Annotated in this window: 13 protein-coding genes and 1 pseudogene; 1 reads left to right on the top strand and 13 read right to left on the bottom strand. The window is 65.1% G+C overall.

What is annotated here, in order from left to right; all coding sequences use genetic code 11:
* Positions 1-18 precede the first annotated feature (18 nt).
* The 13 genes and pseudogenes from RQH62_RS03395 to RQH62_RS03335 all read right to left on the bottom strand — a co-directional run bounded on the left by RQH62_RS03395 (position 19) and on the right by RQH62_RS03335 (position 17,081).
* A complete protein-coding gene (locus tag RQH62_RS03395) occupies positions 19-1,914 on the bottom strand; it encodes an XrtA/PEP-CTERM system amidotransferase (protein ID WP_311267310.1) in 1,896 nt (631 codons plus the stop codon).
* A gap of 11 nt (positions 1,915-1,925) precedes the next feature.
* Positions 1,926-3,461 carry an exosortase A gene (xrtA, locus tag RQH62_RS03390; RefSeq protein ID WP_311267309.1) on the bottom strand — a complete coding sequence of 512 codons (1,536 nt, stop codon included), beginning with the start codon at positions 3,459-3,461 and terminating at the stop codon, positions 1,926-1,928.
* Positions 3,458-4,684 carry a TIGR03087 family PEP-CTERM/XrtA system glycosyltransferase gene (locus RQH62_RS03385; protein ID WP_311267308.1) on the bottom strand — a complete coding sequence of 409 codons (1,227 nt, stop codon included), beginning with the start codon at positions 4,682-4,684 and terminating at the stop codon, positions 3,458-3,460. Before RQH62_RS03385 ends, xrtA begins: the two co-directional genes overlap by 4 nt.
* Positions 4,681-5,754: a FemAB family XrtA/PEP-CTERM system-associated protein gene (locus tag RQH62_RS03380; RefSeq protein WP_311267307.1), complete on the bottom strand. Its 1,074-nt coding sequence runs from the start codon at positions 5,752-5,754 to the stop codon at positions 4,681-4,683. The genes RQH62_RS03385 and RQH62_RS03380 overlap by 4 nt, the downstream gene beginning before the upstream one ends.
* A 63-nt stretch (positions 5,755-5,817) precedes the next feature.
* Positions 5,818-6,888 carry a FemAB family XrtA/PEP-CTERM system-associated protein gene (locus tag RQH62_RS03375; RefSeq protein ID WP_311267306.1) on the bottom strand — a complete coding sequence of 357 codons (1,071 nt, stop codon included), beginning with the start codon at positions 6,886-6,888 and terminating at the stop codon, positions 5,818-5,820.
* Positions 6,885-7,730 (bottom strand): XrtA system polysaccharide deacetylase, encoded by an 846-nt coding sequence (locus RQH62_RS03370; protein ID WP_311267305.1) that lies wholly within the window; start codon positions 7,728-7,730, stop codon positions 6,885-6,887. The genes RQH62_RS03375 and RQH62_RS03370 overlap by 4 nt, the downstream gene beginning before the upstream one ends.
* A 791-nt stretch (positions 7,731-8,521) precedes the next feature.
* Positions 8,522-9,452, bottom strand: a pseudogene (locus RQH62_RS24925) (XrtA/PEP-CTERM system-associated ATPase); the annotation flags it as partial.
* Between the two features lie 22 nt (positions 9,453-9,474).
* Positions 9,475-11,022, bottom strand: coding sequence for a hypothetical protein (locus RQH62_RS03360; RefSeq protein ID WP_311267518.1), 1,548 nt, complete (start codon positions 11,020-11,022; stop codon positions 9,475-9,477).
* Between the two features lie 53 nt (positions 11,023-11,075).
* Entirely contained in the window at positions 11,076-12,026 is a 951-nt protein-coding gene (locus tag RQH62_RS03355) for an AAA family ATPase (RefSeq protein WP_311267303.1), read from the bottom strand.
* A 14-nt stretch (positions 12,027-12,040) separates the two neighbouring features.
* Complete coding sequence (locus RQH62_RS03350) at positions 12,041-13,561, bottom strand: XrtA system polysaccharide chain length determinant (RefSeq protein ID WP_311267302.1); 1,521 nt, start codon at positions 13,559-13,561, stop codon at positions 12,041-12,043.
* A 2-nt stretch (positions 13,562-13,563) separates the two neighbouring features.
* Complete coding sequence (locus tag RQH62_RS03345; protein ID WP_311267301.1) at positions 13,564-14,208, bottom strand: XrtA/PEP-CTERM system exopolysaccharide export protein; 645 nt, start codon at positions 14,206-14,208, stop codon at positions 13,564-13,566.
* 132 nt (positions 14,209-14,340) lie between these two features.
* Positions 14,341-15,573 carry a pyridoxal-dependent decarboxylase, exosortase A system-associated gene (locus tag RQH62_RS03340; protein WP_311267300.1) on the bottom strand — a complete coding sequence of 411 codons (1,233 nt, stop codon included), beginning with the start codon at positions 15,571-15,573 and terminating at the stop codon, positions 14,341-14,343.
* Positions 15,570-17,081, bottom strand: a complete 1,512-nt coding sequence (locus RQH62_RS03335) for an acyl-CoA ligase (AMP-forming), exosortase A system-associated (protein ID WP_311267517.1) — start codon at positions 17,079-17,081, stop codon at positions 15,570-15,572. The genes RQH62_RS03340 and RQH62_RS03335 overlap by 4 nt, the downstream gene beginning before the upstream one ends.
* A gap of 86 nt (positions 17,082-17,167) precedes the next feature.
* Here RQH62_RS03335 and RQH62_RS03330 point away from each other — a divergent pair, with 86 nt between their 5' ends.
* The gene (locus tag RQH62_RS03330) at positions 17,168-18,172 is read left to right on the top strand and encodes a GNAT family N-acetyltransferase (RefSeq protein ID WP_311267299.1); all 1,005 of its coding nucleotides are present in this window, start codon (positions 17,168-17,170) and stop codon (positions 18,170-18,172) included.
* The last annotated feature ends 2 nt before the right edge of the window (positions 18,173-18,174 follow it).

Below are 18,174 nucleotides of genomic sequence, written 5' to 3'. Positions count from 1 at the left end.
CGTTGCAAGGGGGGGCAATCAACTCCCGAACAGCCGGGTCAGCGACTTGTCCAGCATCAGCAACTGCCAAAGCAGCCGGCCATGATCGGAGACGCCCGACCGGTGATCGGCCGCGACCTTCGCCAGCATGGACGTATCGAACCAGCCGGTCTTGGCCAGCGCCGATCCGCCGGCGATCGCCGTCGCCTCGCCCGCCAGTGCGCCGCGGAACCAGGCGCTGATCGGCGTGACGAAACCCATTTTCTGGCGATAGAGGATATCCTGCGGCAGGAACGGCTCCATCGCCTTCTTCAGCAGATATTTGCCGCTATTGCCGCGAATGCGCTGCGCCACGGGCAGTCGCGCAGCGAACTCGACCAGCCGATGGTCCAGCAGCGGCTCGCGCGCCTCCAGGCTGACGGCCATGCTCATCCGGTCGGTCTTGGTCAGGATATCGCCCGGCAACCAGATGCGGATATCGGCATATTGCGCCCGGTCGAGCGGATCGCGCGCCGGGGCATCGGCCATCGCCTTGATATAGCGATCCTCCGCCCGATAGGCGCCAAGCCGGCTCTTCATTTCCTGACTGAATAGGCGCTGGCGCAGCGCGTGCGGGGTTACGCCGACCGACGCGGCATAGGCTTCGCCGCCTTCCCCGGCCAGTTCCAGGAAGGTCGACTTGGCCCGCAGCGCGCGCGGCGCCCAGTCCGCCTTGGGATAATATTTGCCGAGCGTCCCGAACAAGGGCTGGCGGACCGAAGCCGGCATCAGGGATCGAAAACGCTCGCCCTGCATCTGGAACCGATGACGGCGATAACCGGCAAAGGCTTCGTCCGCGCCATCGCCCGACAGCGCCACCGTCACCTGCTCGCGCGCCAGTTCGCATACCCGGAAAGTCGGCAGCGCAGAGGCATCGGCAAACGGCTCGTCGAAATGAAAGGCCAGCCGGTCGATCAACCCATAATCATCCGGTGATACGATGCGGGTGCGATGATCGGTGGCGAAACGGCGCGCGATGCGATCGGCAAAGGCCGTCTCGTCCAGGCTGGCGACGTCGAAGCCGATGGTGCAGGTCTTGACGGCCTGGCTGGACGCCTCCGCCATCAATGCGACGACGCTGCTGCTATCGACCCCGCCCGACAGGAAGGCCCCCAGCGGCACGTCCGCAACCATGCGCGATCGCACCGCCTGACGCATCAATGCGACCAGTTCTTCTTCCAACGCCTCCGGCTTTGCCTTGGTCCGGTCGGCGAAGCTGACATCCCAATAGCGTTGCGGCTGCGGCAGGGACCGGCCACGCACCAGCCTGAGCGTCTCGCCCGCGCCCAGCTTGCGCACGCCCGCGACCAGACAGGCATCGTCGGGCACATAACCATAGGCCATATAATCCTCGACCGCCGACAGGTCCGGCGCGCGGCGCAGCAGCGGATGGGCGAGCAGGCTCTTCAATTCCGAACCGAAGATCAGGCTGCCGTCCGACAGCAGCGCATAATGGAGTGGCTTGACCCCCATGCGATCACGCACCAGCCAAAGCGCCTGCGCCCGCGCATCGAACAGGGCGAAGGCGAACATGCCGTTGAAGCGCTGCACGCAATCCTCGCCCCACTGGCGATAGCCGTGCAGGATGACTTCGGTGTCGCTATGGGTGCGAAAAACATGGCCCTTCGCCTCCAGTTCGGCGCGAACCTCGGCGAAATTATAGATTTCGCCGTTGAACACGACCGTCAGGCTTTCATCCTCGGTCAGCATCGGCTGCGCGCCGGCTTCAAGATCGATGATCGACAGACGCAGATGGCCCAGCCCCACACCCGGCGCGGTCCAGATGCCGCTGCCGTCCGGGCCGCGATGCGGCATGACGTCCAGCATCGCGCACACCCGTGCCGGGTCCACGGGCTTGGCCGTTTCGAGATGGAAGATCCCCGCTATACCGCACATGCGAATAGGCTCTAGCGTATACCGACGCTGCGGTCAGCCAAAAGCTGCACATCGCCCAGATCAGTCAGGAAAGCGTGGATGGCCGCATCGGACGGTCGTCCTTCCGCCTCCTCCGCCGACACGATGATCGCCACGGCGCGCTGATCCTGCCCCAGCAACCGTGCTTTCATCGTCGCCATCTTGATCGCGGGTCGGCTGCCAGTCGTGCCACCATGGCCGACGCGATAGAAACTCACCACATGGCGCACGACCGGGCCGGGCGCGGTAATCTGCTCCCCCCGCGCATCGCGCGGCGCACGCGCGGGCGAGGACCAGACCCATTCGCTGTCGGGATCGGCCGCGCCCTGTCCGAAGCCCACCAGCTTGCGATCCTCACCCTGCGCGGCATAAGCTGCGATGGCGAGGTCGACCACCTGTCCGCGTGCGTTGGCATAGCGCCCGGTCACGAAATGGTCCGCGCCATCGAAGCGCGGCTTCCACGGATAGGCTTGCGGCGCAGCGGTGCGGGTCCAGCCGGGAATATTCGGCATGTGCAACACCGGCGGCAGCGGATCGGCGGCAGCGGCGGTGGCTGCGAGCCAGAGCGGCGCGGCGACGATCATCGCCAGCGCCGCACCCGCGATCATGCCTGCCCCGCGCGGCCGGTGCACCGTGCCCTGCAAAGCGCGCGGATCGAACCAGGGGTCGCCGGGCTTGCGATCGAAGAAGGGCCAGGCCGCCGCCATCACCACGATCATGACGATCGCGAAAAAGACCCAGCCATAGACGACATGGTCGAAACCCACGGCCGCATCCACCGTCGTCAGATGCGCGACCAATATGGTGGCAAAGGCGCGCACGCCATTGGCCAGCACCGACAGGCAGAGTGCCCCGGTCATGAATACGGCGCGCCGCCCCCAGTTCCGAAAACAGACATTGCAGACCAGCGCGCCATAGGCGGTCATGGCGATCAGGAACTTGGCGCCCGAACAGGCCTCCGCCACCTCGAAATAGCCGGTCGGGGTGGTGATGAAGATGCCCTCCATATGCGCCGGCACACCCGACAGGTCGAGCAGCAGCATGGCCAGCCGCGCCGTCAGCAATTGCAGCGGCGGGACGATCTCCTCACCAAAGGGCACCATGAAGAAGGCGTAGAAGAGCGGAAAGAGCAACGCCCGCGCCACCGCCGGCCCCAGCAGCGCGATGGTCGCGCCCTGCAACATCAGCACCAGCGCGCCATGCCGCACCATCGCTACGCCGGCCGCCGCGCCCAGCAACCAGGCGAAGGCCCCCAGCCCCAGCCATAACAGGCCCGGCGCCCAGGCAACCGGCTCCAACTGGCGCAGGCCGGGCATGCGCTGCTGCACCAGCCAAGCAATGAGGAAAGGAATGAAGAGGCAATGGCCGAAGGTAGAAGCATTCCACCAGATCGACACCATGGAGTGCACATCAGCGAAGAACAGCGCCAGAATCGCGAAGACGACGACGCCCAACGCGATCAGATGACCACGCCAGCCAGCCAGATCGGTGAGTGGCAACCGGTCCATCGGGAGGGCGCGATCGGTCACGCGGCCTGTACGCCGGCGGCAGTCCGTCCGAACAGCAGGTCGGGCAGATGGCTCAGCGTCGCGGACCAGCGATAGCGTTCCTCCATCCGCATCCGCGCGGCGCGGCCTAGCCGCTGCGCCCGTGCAGGATCGGCCAGCAGCGCGACGATCTTCGCCGCTTCCTCCGCCGGATTGGCCGCGACCAGAAAATGCGCTTCATCGGTGGCGTCGATGCCTTCGGCGGCCTGTGGGGAGGCGACCACCGGCCGGCCCATAGCCATTGCCTCCAGCACCTTGTTCTGGATGCCGCGCGCAATACGGAGCGGCGCGACGACGACATCCGCCGCCGCCAGCCAGCCGCGCACATCCGGCACACCCCCTGTCACGATCACGCCGGATAGTTGCGCCAATGCCTCTACCGACCTGGCCGGGTTGCGCCCGACAATGGCGAAGCGCGCATCGGGATGTACCGTGCGGATGGCGGGCAATGTCTGGCGCGCGAAACTCTCCACCGCCTCGACATTGGGGCGATAATCCATCTGGCCGGTGAAGACGAGCAGTGGCCCCTCCCCCCGTTCGACCGACAGGAACGAGACAGCCGGATCGAAATAATCGAGCGCGACGCCATTTTCGAGTCCCACCACCCGATCGGCACCAAGTCCGCAGGCTTCGCGGAACAGCGCCGCTTCAGCCTCGCTGACGAAGCTGCTGACATCGGCGCGGGCCGCCGTCCGCCGCTCGAAATCGAGCAGCACACGCCCTTCGCGCCGATTGATCCAGCCCATAGGGCCGCTGCCCTGTGCGCCATAGGTCGCATATTTGGCGGAATCGAAATCGACGAAATCCATCAGGAAACGCACGTCCGGCGACAGGATCGGTACGAAATGCGCCATCTGCGCGGAATAGGCGACGACAGCCCGGATCGGCCGCTCCGCCATGGTCTGCGCCACCCAGCGATGCAGGCCGGGATGATCGAACAGCGAGATGAGCAGCGACTGCCGCCTGGCGAGGCCGGTCAGCCCGGCGACGACCTTCGACCGGTCGCGCATGAGCACGCACTGGCTAGTCGCGACCTGCGCCATCTCGCCAGCAAAACCCATGTCGCGATCGTCATCGGCGAAGCATCCGACATGGACCGGTGCGACCTCTGCCAGCCGCTTCAGCAGATGATAGGATCGGATCTTGTCGCCCCGGTCTGGGGGAAAAGGAATGCGATGACAGAGGAAAAGGATATCGCCGCTCATCCCAGACCCCGCGCGATATGCGGGCCGATCAGGTTGGCGATCGGCTCCGGCAGTTTCTTCCACAGTTCGACCTTGCGCCGATATTGGGGCGAGAGCGGGTTGACGTCGCGGGTTTCCTTGCCCGGCGCGGTGCGCAGATGATAGCCGAGCGGTTCACCCTCGAAACCCCATGTCTTCTTCCAGGCAGCCGGACCGGTGCCGACTTTCGACCGGCCGAAATCGAAGACGATGCAGCCCCGCTCACGCGCGGCGCGCATCAGGCTGAAATAGAGAAATTCATTGGATCGCATCGCCCGCGCGCCATCGGCCGCGCCATGCCAATAGGGCATGCACGCGCCACGATGATAGAGGCTGATGACGGCCGACAGCGGCACGCCATCCTTCGACACCATGGCGATGTCGGCATCGTCGCCGAAGCGGTTCATGACTTCCTCGAACAGAGCGCGCGGAAAGACCGGCGTACCCAGATTATGGACGCTATGCGCATACAGCCGATAATGAATGTCGCGCAGCCGCTTGTCGCGCCCCATTTCGAAGCGCAGATCGTTGCCGATCCCCTTGCGGATTTCGGCCCGGTGCCGCTTGGGCACGGCCTTCAGTTCCGCTTCGTCGTCAGCCGCGAGAGGCCGGGAAAAGCCGAGATAAGCGTCCGCCTTTTCCTGCCAGGCCGCGCCACGGGGCGCTTCACCGCCGCGCAATTCCAGCGTGTCGCACCCCAGCCGCTCCGCCATCGTCCAGGCCGCGTCCGCCAGCGCCAGCCCGGCCTTGCGATCGGTCGTCAGCATGCCGCCGTCGACAGCGAAGCCACTGCTGACCAGCGCGCGGCCGAACAGGGCGGATCGCACCGACGTCAGCGGCAGCACACCGACAATATCACGCCCGAACAGGCGGGCGACCAGCATCTTGGCCTTCTGACCGGTGCCGGCTTCCACTCCCATGATCCAGCCGGGCCGGTGGAATGGCGTCGAGTCCGGGTGCGCCAGCACCCAAGCATCCAGTTCCGCGACCGTCGCGCTATCGGACAGCCGCGCTTCGTCGATGATGACGCCCAGACCGGTAATTGCATTCATGGACGTTTCCCTTGCGACCCTGCCCCGATCCTATGGGAGAGGGTTGAATATTTGGTATGTATTTCAGCCAAGACCGCGCGAAATCATCGGCCCCAGCAGGTTGGCGACGGGCAATGGCAATCGCTTCCACAGGTCGATCCGCCGCTGATATTTGGCGCTGGTCGGATTGACGTCGCGCCCCGCACCATCCGCCGACCACTCATGATAGACGCGCGGCGCTGGATCGAACCCGAAGCTCTTCTTCCACGCCGCCTGCCCGCTGCCCAGTTTTGATCGGCCGAAATCGAAATAGCTCATGCCGCGCGTGCGGCCATGGCCCATCAGCCGATAATACATGAGTTCGTTAGAGCGCAGCCGGCGCGCATCGGCAACGCCGCCCCCCCAATAGGGCATGACCCGCCCCTGATGATAGAGGGAGAGAACCGCCGACACCGGCCGGTCGCCATCCCGTACCACCAGCAAATCGGCATCCTCACCGAAATGCTGCAACACCGACCGGAACAGTTTCGCGGGGAAAACCGGCGTACCGAGATTGCGGACGCTAGTGGCATAGACATGATAATGATCGCGCAGCAGCCGGTTGGTCCGTCCGACCTCCACGCTAAGCGCCGAATTGGTGAGCGCCTTACGCAATTCGGCGCGGTGCTTGCGCGGAACCGCCAGCAATTCGGCCTCGTCATCGGCAGCGATCGGCCGGACGAAACCGACATATTCACCATCACGCCGACGCCACTCGCCACCCGGCGCCGGTCCACCGCGCAATTCCACCGACACCCCGCCCCTATCCTGCGCCAGTTGCTGCGCAGCGGCAGCCAGCGGCGCCAGTGCCCGGTCATCGGCGACCAGCAGGCCGCCATCGACGGCAAAGCCGGCCGACACCAATGCTTCACCGAACAGCCGACTCTTCACATGATGCAGCGGCAGCAAGCCTTTGATATCGCCCGACGGCGCAACCGCCGCCAGCAGCAGCGCGCGATGCCCCGTCGCCGCCGTGATAGCGCGCAGCCAGGCGGTGCGATGAAAGGGCGTTCCCTCCGCATGGCCGGCGACGAAGGCGTCGGCCGCCTGTGCCTGCGACGCATCGCCGACATCCAGCATCGTGACCGCCAGATCGGCGGCATTGCCGATCATCATGACGCCCGCGCCGCTTCCGCATCGGCCAGCGCATCGACACGGGTCCAGGCGAAATCGCGCGTCAACCGGCGCAGTTTATCCGCCATCACCGACAGGTTGCTATAATGGCGCAGCCGCGACCGCAGCGGCGCTTCCGCCACACGCGGCTGGTCCGGGTCGATTTCCCACGGATGGAAATAGATGATCGCCGGGCGACCAGCCTGTTCGTTGACCTGCCGGATCGCCCAGCGGGAAAAACCATAGGGCAACAGACGGAAAAAGCCCCCGCCGCCCGCCGCCAAAGTGCGCTTGCCCCATTTGGCGGTCGTAACCGGCAGTTCGACCAGCGGCGATCCCTTGACCGGTTTCCACGCAAAACGCGGCGAATCCGGCCAGCCATAATGATCATGCCGGATCGGCGCGACGCTGGAGGAATAGCGATAGCCCTCCTCCGCCAGGATGGGGTGCGCCCAAGGTGCGCGCGGGTCGATGGAGAAGCTCGGCGCGCGATAGCCCATCACCGCATGCCCGCTCGCATCCTCCAATATGGTTCGCGACTTGCGCAAATCGGCGCGGAATTCTTCCGGTGTGAAGGTGAAGACGCGGGCATGGTCATAGCCATGACTGGCAACTTCGTGCCCCGCCTCTGCGATGCGTCGCATCAATGCGGGATAGCGTTCCGCCACCCAGCCCAGCGTGAAGAAGGTCGCCTTGACTTCGGCCTGCGCGAACAGGTCCAGCACCGCGTCGGTATTGCCTTCGACCCGATGGGTCAGGCCGTCCCAATCGGCACGTTTCAGCGTGCGCTCGAACGCGCCGACCTGGAACCAGTCCTCGACATCGACAGACAGGGCGTTCTGCATGACACTCCAACTTCACTCAATCACGGCCACAACCGGTCAGGCGGCAACGCCTTCCTGAAGCTCCGCCATCCGTTCCTCACGCTCGACCCAGTCGACCAGCAGGGTCAGCACCCGGCGCAGCGCCGTGTCCTGCTCCTCGGCCCGGAATTCCAGCGCCGCCAGTCGTTCCTCGATCAGGGTGAAGCAAGCCTTGAGCGCTTCGGGATCGACTTCCGACTGGGCCGGGACAGGCTGCGCGAAGGGTGCATGGGCCTGCATCGCGCGCAGCGAGGCGATCTCTGCCCGCAGCGCCTCGATCTCGCCCAACATGTCGGCGCGCAGGGCATCGACATCAGGCGTTTCAATGGCAGCAAGAGGCTCCGCTTCTTCCTCGTTTTCGGCCACCGGTTCGATCTCGGTAAAGTCCTCGACTTCCGTTACCTCGTCCTGCGCAGGCTCTTCCTGCTCGGCCACAGGCGCATCTTCGATCTCCTCCTGCCAGGATTCGACCGCAACTGGCTCCGGCTCCGGTTCCGCCTCGAATGCCACCGGACGCGGCGGCGCGAAGGCCGGGAAGTTGGGACGGGCAAAGGCGGCGACGCTGCTCGATTCGAACACCGGCGTTTCTTCTTCCTCTACCGGATCGATCGCCTCCGCGACCGGTTCGTCATCCTCGACCTGCCAGTCGGGCTGTGCCCAGGCGGCGTCCAGTTCGATGGCATCGTCCTCGACGCTTTCTTCTGCGACCGGCTCTTCGAACACAGGCTGATAGGCGAAGGGCGCGATATCCTCTGCCGCCTCTTCCTCTTCAACCGCCGTTACGGCAACCGGTTCGTCCTCAACCTCGTCATCCTGAACCGCAACCGGTTCAGACGTTTCGACTTCCTCGACCGTGTCGAGCGCGGAGGGCGCAACCGGTTCGGGTGCAACGTCCGTGTCCAGCCCCATATCGGCGACGACCGCGCCGACCACCTCTTCATCGATCAGGTGCAATTGCTCGATCGCGCCCAGCAGCAGTACGCGGCTGGCCAGTGCATTAAGGCGGCGCGGCACACCACCGGTCGCCGCATACAGCGCGGCGAAGGCACCGGGCGTAAAGGCAGGGTTGCCGTTCCAGCCGGCAATTGCCAGACGATGGAGAATATAAGGTTCGACCTCATTGGCCATCATCGGTTCCAGATGATGGGTCGCGATCACGCGCTGGCGCAACTGCTCCAGTTCGGGCGACTTGATGAGATCGCGAAATTCCGGCTGGCCCAGTAGGAATATCTGTAACAGCGACTGTCCGCCCAACTGGAAGTTGGAAAGCATCCGCAATTCCTCGATCGCAGAGACGGGCAGGTTCTGCGCCTCGTCCACGATCAGCAACGTCCGCCGTCCGGCCCGCGCCTGCGCGTAGAGATAGCCTTCGACCTGATGCAGGATCGCAGCCTTGGGCTGGCCATCGACCGACAGGCCGAAATGCTGCGCAGCAAGGCGCAGCATGTCGTCGCCCTCCACCTGCGTCGACACGATCTTGACGGCGGTCAGCCGCGCCGGATCGATCGTCTGCATGAGATGGCCGACCAGCGTGGTCTTGCCCGCGCCGATATCACCGGTGATGACGATGAAGCCCTCACCCTGCGCCAGGCCATAGCCCAGGTAGGACAGCGCCTTGCGATGGGTCGCGCTCTCGAAATAATAATGGGGGTCCGGCGTCAGCTGGAACGGGCGGCCCTGCAAGCCGTAATATTGATCGTACATATCCTCGTCTCCCAAGCCGACGTCAGAAGCTGTAGCGCAGGCCGACCTGCCCCATCGCACTGATGATCGTTTCGAAATCGTCCGCCTGCACCCCGTCCAGCCCCAGCGAGGCCGATGCCGACAGGCGGCGGGACAGACCCTTGTAGTAGCTGGTGAAGGCACCATAGTTCAGCACATCGGGGCGCCCCCCGCTGGCATCGAAATAATTGATGTAGGTGACCAGATCGATACTGTCGCGATCGTTGAACATATAGCTCACCGACCCGTTGCCGTACCAGTTCTCGTCCCGCGATCCGCGGATCAGCACGGTCTGGCCATTAGGCGTGATGAACTTGCGCTGCGAATAGCCCGCGCCCAGGCCCCAGCCCCACGGCCCGCGCCGCAGCGAATATTGCGCCGACACGCCGCGATAGCGGAAGTTGGCGTCGGTGATGCCAGACAGCGCATCGTTGAAACATTGCCCACCGCCGGTGGTCGAGAAGGCGCAGCCGGTGATGTCGCCGGTGAACGGATTGCGCGCTACGTCGAAGCTGCTGCCCGACAAAGCGGCGACGTCCGCCGTGATCATGCGGCCGAAGCTGTCGATGCCATCGAACACGATGATCGCGACGCTGCTGTCCCGGCCCTGCCACAGGAAGCTGCCCTGATAGGTCATGCCGCCATAGCGTTCGCCGACCCGCGCCTGCAACGTCGTGCGGCGGCTCGGCCGCCACAACACACCCGCATCCCAGATGATGTCGTCGAAATCATAGATCAGCGCGCGTGGCGAACTCTTATCCGTCACATAACGTCCGTTGCGGATCAGCGGCGTTCCGTCCGTATCCAGCGCGGGCGAACGCTGGCTGATCTCGATCTTTTCATAGCCGACACCGCCGACTGCGGCGAGCGTGGGCGTAAGCGGCACGGTCGCATCGACCCGGCCCCACAGATCCTCGAACCGCTGGTCGAGTTGACTGGCCTCTTCGCGATCATAGCCCGCGCTGGCGGTCAGGCCGATGCCCGGCAACACCGTATTGGGCGAAAAGCCGACCGACCCGAACAGGCTGTGCGTCCAGCTATCAGCAAAAGAACCGTTGGGTTGCGCGCCGCCAAAATTCTGGTTCACGCTGTCATCGACCCGCGTATAGCCGAGCCGGTACGAGCCGTTGACGTTGAAGTCGCCCAATTGGGTCGTGTAGGACGGCCCGACATAGCCCGACCAGACCTGGCTGGTATAGGTATCGCGCTGCGTCGATGCCCCCGACAGGCCGTCGGTGCGCACGCGCGTGGCGAGGCCGCCGCTCATGAGCGAAAAGCCCGACCCCAGATTCACATTTGCATGGGCCACGCCGCTCAGCACGTCCTGATCGACTGCCTGGCTGCTCCAGCCGAAGCTGTGATTATATTGCAGGTCGACCACTGCCTCGACCCGGCGGTTCTTGACCTCCGCCGTCACGCCAGCGGTGACATTGGTGTAGGTCAGCACATCACCGCCGCCCTTCAGCGGCCCCATCACCACCTGATCGACGCCGATATAGGGCACGACGTCGAGGCGCTTGTCGTCGGACGACGACTGCGCATGAGCAGGCATTGCAACGGCCAGCGCGGCGAACGAGGCGCCTGCGGCCCAGAGCCGAACACTCTTCACTGGGCTTCCCCCTTGGCATAATAGCTGCCGAAACGGCGACCGCCGCTGTTGAAGCGAACGGCATTGAGCAAAAGCTGTACCTGCGCCCCGCCCTTCAACATGCCCGTCGCGTCGCGCAGCGCGCTTTCGGACGTTTTGTCGGCGCGTACGACCAGCAGCGCGATGGCGGCATGGCTGGCCAGCACGGCGGCAGGCGAAGCCGCCAGCAGTGGCGGCGAATCGAAGATGATGATCCGCTCCGGCCGGCCATCGGTCAGGCGCTTCAGCAGTTGTTCGGTGCGGGCCGAGGCGAGATATTCGGTATCGTCATGGCTGCGCTGTCCGGCCGGCAGCACGGATAGCGACGGCATGTCGGTGCGGATGACGCAATCCTCGATCGCGACCAGCGGATCGGCGAGTGCGTCCATCAGGCCACGCCCCCCTTCCAACCCTAGCTGCGCGGGGATGCCGGGCTTGCCGAAATCGGCATCGACCAGCAGGATCTCGCGATCCTTCTCCGCCGCCAGGCTGAGCGCCAGGTTGATCGCGCAGAAAGTCTTGCCCTCTCCGCTATGGGCGGAGCAGACAAGGATGCGATTGCCGCGCGGATTGGTGCGCAGTTGCGACAGCAGGTCGCGCTTGAGCAGGCGAAACTCCTCGCTCATCGTCGTGACCGCACTGTCGGGGCGCAGGAAGCCGGCTTCGGCCAGCTTGATCCGGTCGATCGGCTGCACCGGCCCGGTCCAGTCCGGCGCGCGCGGCGTAAAGGGCGTTGGCGCGACCGGTGCATCAGCGACGAATGCCGCCGGTGCCGGCGCAGCAGGCGGCGTGACAGCAGGCGCGGGCGGCAGATCGGTCGGATCGACGGCCGGCGCGGCGCGACCGCGCAGCGCAGCGTTGAAATCATAGATTTCCGTCGCCCGCTCGATCAGCGATCCCCGGCCCTTGATGGAGCTGTGCTGGTTCATTTTCCCTGGCTCCTTCACGCCATACCGCGCTGGACGAATTCGACGACGATCAGCAGCAGGCAGACGGCCGCCAGCCCCCCGCTCACGCCGGCAAACCATTTCATGCGCTGCCGGTCGATCGCGACCTGCGCCGCGTTCACCGTCTGGCTGATCGACCCGACGACCGGCAGGCCGATCGCCTTTTCCAGCCGCGCGGCGGTCGGGAACGTGCCCTTGAGCTGACCAAGCGCGAAGGCGACGCCAATGCCTGCCCCCACGCCCACGATCAGGACGCCGAGCAGCAGCAGCGGCCGGTTCGGCGCTGACGGTGCGGTCGGCGTGCTGGGCGGCTGGATGACGCGGAACTGGACGGAACCCGTCTCGGTCTTCACATCGCCCCGCAGGCGGATTTCCTCACGGTCGGCGGCCAACTTGTCATATTGCGCCTTGAGCGCGGCATAGTCGCTCTCGATCTTTTCCTGCTCCGACGCGACGCCCGGCTCATTCACCTGACGCGACATCATGGTGTTGAGGTCGCCCTGCAACTGCGCCTTGCGCGTGCTGAGCGCCTGCACCGTGGCGGCACGATCGGCCTGCATCGACTTGATCGACAGATAGGCGGGGTTGGGCGTGCTGCCGGCTGCGGCAGCCGCGCCGCCACCCGCCTTGCGCAGGGCATCGACCTCACGCTGGGCTGCGATGACGTCGGGATGGTTGGCGGTCCAGCCACGCGCCCGCATTGATGCCAGATTGGATTGTGCCTGCGCCAGCGGCGACACGCCGCCCGATGCGGTCATGCCCGGCAAGGTCGCCGGCGTACCCGCCAACTGGCCGTTCATGGCGCTCAAAGCACTTTGCGCCTGCACAAGCTGCGAATCGATGTTGCTGATTTCCGCACGGGCCGCGTCCATGCGCTGGCTGATGGAGCCGGCACCGGGCAGCAGGCCGATATAGCGCTGCGCAAATTCGACGCGGCGCTGATCGGCCGCTTCCAGTTGCTTGCCGCGCGCGGCGATCTGCTGGTCCAGGAAGGCCAGGCTCTGTTTGGTCTGGTTGCGGTCGCCGGAGAGATTTTCTTCCTGGAAAATGTCGATCAGCTTCTGCACCACCTGTTGGGCGATGCGCGCATTGGCGCCATCCGACAGGCCCGAATCGGCCGAGATGGCGCTGATGTCGATCATGCTGGGATCGGCCTGGGCCATGACGGTGATATTTTCACGAAGCGTCGTGATCTTGGCGGCAATATCGCGCGGACCGGACACCGACTGGGACAGGTCCGTGTCGCGCACGACCTTTTCCAGATTCTCGGCGCTGGCCAGCGTGCTGCGCACCCGGTCCAGATCCTGCTGGGACTGGACCTGGGTGATACCCACCTTGTCCTCCAGCAGCGACTGGGTGTTCACATAGACCCGCGCCTTGGACTGATAGCTGTTGGGGATGAGCGCTACGCCCAGCCAGCCCAGCATGCACACGCCCCAGGCGACGGCAAGCGCCACCCAGCGGCGGCTCCAGATGCCGTGCAACAGGACCAGCAGTTCGTCGTAAAGACCGGCCATGATCAGAACATGCTTTCAGGAATGATGATGACGTCACCGGGCGACAGCAGCACATTGGCGCGCGTATCCCCCTTCTTCAGCAGGTCGCCCAGGCGCACCTGATATTCCTTCTGCTTGCCCGTCTCCTTGTCGAAGCGGACAAGTCGGGCCTTGTTGCCGGCCGCATATTCGGACAGGCCGCCAACCGCGATCATCGCGTCCAGCACAGTCATGTTCGCGCGATAGGGAATGGACGCCGGCTTTTCCGTCGCGCCCACGATCCTGATCTGCTGGCTGAACGTGCCGCTGAAATTGTTGACGATCACCGACACCAGCGGATTTTCGATATATTGGGTCAGCGCCAGTTTGATATCGTCAGCCAGCATCTTGGGCGTCTTGCCCACGGCCGGCATGTCGGTGATCAGCGGCGTGGTGATGCGGCCGTCGGGGCGCACCTGCACCTTCGCGCCCAATTCGGGATTGCGCCACACGAAGATGGTCAGGTCATCGAGCGGGCCGATGACATATTCCTCGCCCGGCCCCTCCTGCGTCGACACGAAGGAGGCAGGCGGCAATTGCGGCCCGGACGGCGCGGAGGCGCAGCCCGACAAGGCGACGGCGGGCAGTGACGCACCCATCAAAAGCCTGGAAACCGACACAAAACGCATAATCTCATCCCTTCGTGCGGCCATGCGCCAACGACCGCCAACGAAGGACAGGCGACCGATCGGCATATGGCTCCGACCACCTTCATGGCGTGAAAGGGTAAAGATACCGTTAGGAGTTAAGTCCTGTGCAAATCAGCCAAGTAAAAGTTCGCGAGGACTTGGGTGGCCAAGAAAAGCCGCAGGACTTGCAGAGGCGCCATAGGCCCCGGCAAGGAAGATGGCGATCAGGTCACCTTCCTTCACAGAGGGGAGAGCCACCTTGTCGCCCAGCCTGTCTATCGGGGTACAAAGGCACCCCACCACCGTCACAGGATCGGCAGTGGGCGGCGCGCCGAAGCGGTTCGCAACGGCAATCGGATAGTTGCGCCGCACGACCGTGCCGAAATTACCGCTGGCCGCCAGTTGATGATGCAGGCCGCCATCTACCACCACGAAAGTCTCACCCTGGCTGACCTTCACGTCGATCACGCGGGTCAGATAGACGCCGGCCTCTCCCACCAGCCAACGGCCCAGTTCGATCGCAAAGGCGGTGCCCCGCAATATATCCGGCAGGCTGCTCAATTCGCTGTCCAGCGCCACGCCGATCGGACGAATGTCCAACCGGTTATCGCCGGGGAAATAGGCCAGACCAAAGCCGCCGCCCAGATTGACCAGCGGCGGAGTAGCCCCCACCGCATCGGACAGGCGCGCCGCCAGCGCGATCGTCGCTGCCTGCGTCTCGATGATCGCCAGCGGATCGAGATTCTGGCTACCGGCGAAGATGTGCCAGCCCTGCCAGTCCGCGCCCGCTTCGATCATCGCCCGCGCCAGCGCCGCCGCCCGATCGGCATCCACACCGAAAGGCTTGGCCCCGCCGCCCATGCGCATGCCCGATCCTTTCAGGTCGAAATCCGGATTGACCCGCACAGCCACACGCGGCCGCTTGCCGATCCGGTCGGCGACGGCCAGCGCGCGGCGCCCTTCCCCTTCCGATTCCAGATTGATCGTCACGCCGGCGAAGATCGCGGCTTCCAGTTCGTCGTCCCGCTTGCCCGGCCCGGCGAAGCTGATCCGATTCGGCGGCATTCCGGCTTCGAGCGCCATGGCCAGTTCGCCGCCCGACGCGATGTCGAAGCCATCGACCTGCCCCGCCATGCGCGCCATCAACGGCGCATAGGGGTTTGCCTTGATCGCATAATGAAGGTGCAGCGCATCGGGCATCGCCTCCCGGAAGCGGCGCACCTGTGCCGCGACAATGTCCATGTCATAGACGAACAGCGGCGTATCGCCTGCCTCGTCCACCAGACTAGCCGCGCCGCAGCCGCCGATGATCAACATGCCTTCCTCTTCGGCAAACCAGGCGGGGATCGGTCCCATCGGCTTCATGCGCCATGCTCCGCCGCCAGAGCGACCCGGTCGATCTTGCCATTGAGGTTGCGGGGGAAATCAGAAAGCACGACGATATCCTTGGGCTGCATGAAATTGGGTAACTCGCTTTTCAGATGGGCCGCGACGGCCTGCACGACGTCCGGGTCGGCCGACCGCAGCAACAGGCGCACCGCCTGCCCCAGCCGATCGTCCTTCACCCCAAACGCCACCGCTTCGGCCACGCCGGGTACGGCGACGGCCGCTTCCTCTATCTCGGTCGGGCTGATCCGGTTGCCGGCCGACTTGATCATCGCATCATCGCGACCGACAAAATAGAGCAGCCCCTGCGCGTCCCGCCGCACCGTGTCGCCCGACCAGACCGCCATGCCGCCATAGCGGGATGCCGCCGGGGCCGGCTTGAACCGCTCCGCCGTGCGCGCCGCATCGCGCCAATAGCCCTGCGCCACCAACGGCCCGCAATGGACCAGTTCGCCCGGCTCCTCATCCTCGGCCAGGCTGCCGTCCGGCCGAACCACCAATATCTCGGCAAAGGGAATGGCGCTGCCCATGGAATCAGGGTGGATGTCGACCAGTGCGGGCGGCAGATAGGTGGACCGGAACGCCTCCGTCAGGCCATACATGGGATAGAGATCCGCCTGCGGAAACAGCGCGCGCAGCTTCGCCACCAGCGGCCGAGTGAGCGCGCCCCCGCTATTCGTCAGCCGCCGCAACTTCCCCGCCACAGCCTCCGGCCAGTCCAGTTCGGTCAGTTGCACCCAGAGCGGCGGCACGCCGGCCAGCGTCGTGATGTCGCGCCGGTCGATCAGCTTCATCACATCACGCGGAGTCAGATAATCGAGCGGATAGACACAGCCGCCCGAAAACCAGGTCGAAAGCAGCTGATTCTGCCCATAGTCGAAGCTAAACGGCAGGACGCAGGCGGTGCGATCCTGCGGCGTCAATTTGAGATAATCAGCCACCGCGACGGCACCCAGCCAGAGATTGGCATGGCTGAGCATCACGCCCTTGGGCCGGCCGGTCGAACCGCTGGTGTAGAGGATCGCCGCCAGATCGTCAGGCGCCGCCTCAGACGGGCCGATCGCCGCGCCACCGCTCATTGCGCACGCCGCGTCATCCTCACGGTGCAACTGGCATCCCGCCGGCACATCGCCCGGCAACAGACTGTCGAGTCGCGCCGCCGTACCGATCAGCAGCATCGCGCCGCTATCCGCCAATATATGTGCAACCTGGGCATGTTTGAGCAACGGGTTGATCGGCACATGGACCAGCCCCGCCCGCGGCGCCGCCAATGGCATCAGCGCGGCCACTGGCCCCTTGGCGACCCAACTGGCGACTCGCGCGCCGTTCTCCAGTCCGAACCCGGCCAGCCACCCCGCCAGCCGGCCCAGCGTTTCTTCCAGCTCCGCATAGCTGTAGCTACCCGACCGGCCATCCAGCGCCACGCGGGCCGGATCGCCGCGCAACAGCAAATGGTCGATCGGCTGCACCTGCGCCCCGTCGATCATCGGGAAATGGTTAGTCACAGATGCTTAACTCCATGGCGATGTTTTTATCCTATAGGGAACCGGTGACTGGGGGCGGAGATAGTCGGTTGCGGGGCGTAAGGGAATATCACAGCCTGGACGAGGTTCGGCAGGTGCTGGCCGACCGGCTGGACCGCGCCCATGTGCCCGGCCTGTTCGACCGGCTGGACTGGTATGCCGCGCTCCACGCCCATTGCATGGCCGACACGCCCGTCCGCGTCCTGACGGCGGCGGAGGATGGCCGGGAAGCCTGGCTTTTCCTGCTGGCCCCCTCCCCCCGCCACGCCAGCGCGCTGGCCAACTGGTATAGTTTCAGCTGGGCGCCCGTCTTTACCGGCGATCCCGATCCGGCGATGCAGCAACGCCTGCTGGAAAGCATCGCCCGCCACTTGCTGGCGACCTGCGCCCAGATCGACCTCTATCCGCTGGAGGATAGCGCGCCGATGATGCAGGCGCTGCGTCGCGCCGGCTGGTTCGCGGTGCTCCGGGCCATGGGCGGGCGCCATCTGCTGCCGGTGGGGGGACGCAGCTTCGCCGATTACTGGGCGTCGCGGCCGGGCAAATTGCGCAGTCTGGTCAAGCGCAAGGGGCGCGGCAGCCCTTTCACCTTGTCGATTGCCCGCCGCCTGACCGACGATCTGTGGCGGGACTATGTCGATGTGCATGATCGCAGCTGGAAAGAGGCAGAGCCGGGGCTGGACTTCCTCCGCGATCTGGCCGAGCGGGAGAGCGCGGCGGGGACGTTGCGGCTGGGCTTTGCGCAACTGGATGGACGGGCGGTGGCGACGCAATTGTGGACGGTGGAGAATGGCGTCGCGCTGATCCACAAGCTGAGCCACGATGCCACCCATGACCGCGCCTCCCCCGGCACCTTGCTGAGCCATGCCATGTTCGAGCGCGCCATCGACGGGGACCGGGTCCGCCTGATCGACTATGGCACCGGCGACAATGGCTACAAGACCGACTGGATGGAACAGCGCATTCCTCTTTATCAGATCGACGCCTTCAATCCCCGCTTTGCTTCCGCCTGGCTGCCCGCTGCCCGTACTGCCATTTCCGCGCTTGTAGGTTAGGC

The organism is Sphingobium sp. WCS2017Hpa-17 (assembly GCF_031843765.1).
GTDB lineage: Bacteria > Pseudomonadota > Alphaproteobacteria > Sphingomonadales > Sphingomonadaceae > Sphingobium.
Note: the sequence above shows the minus strand (reverse complement) of the source record. Positions and strands in the feature narration are given on the sequence as shown.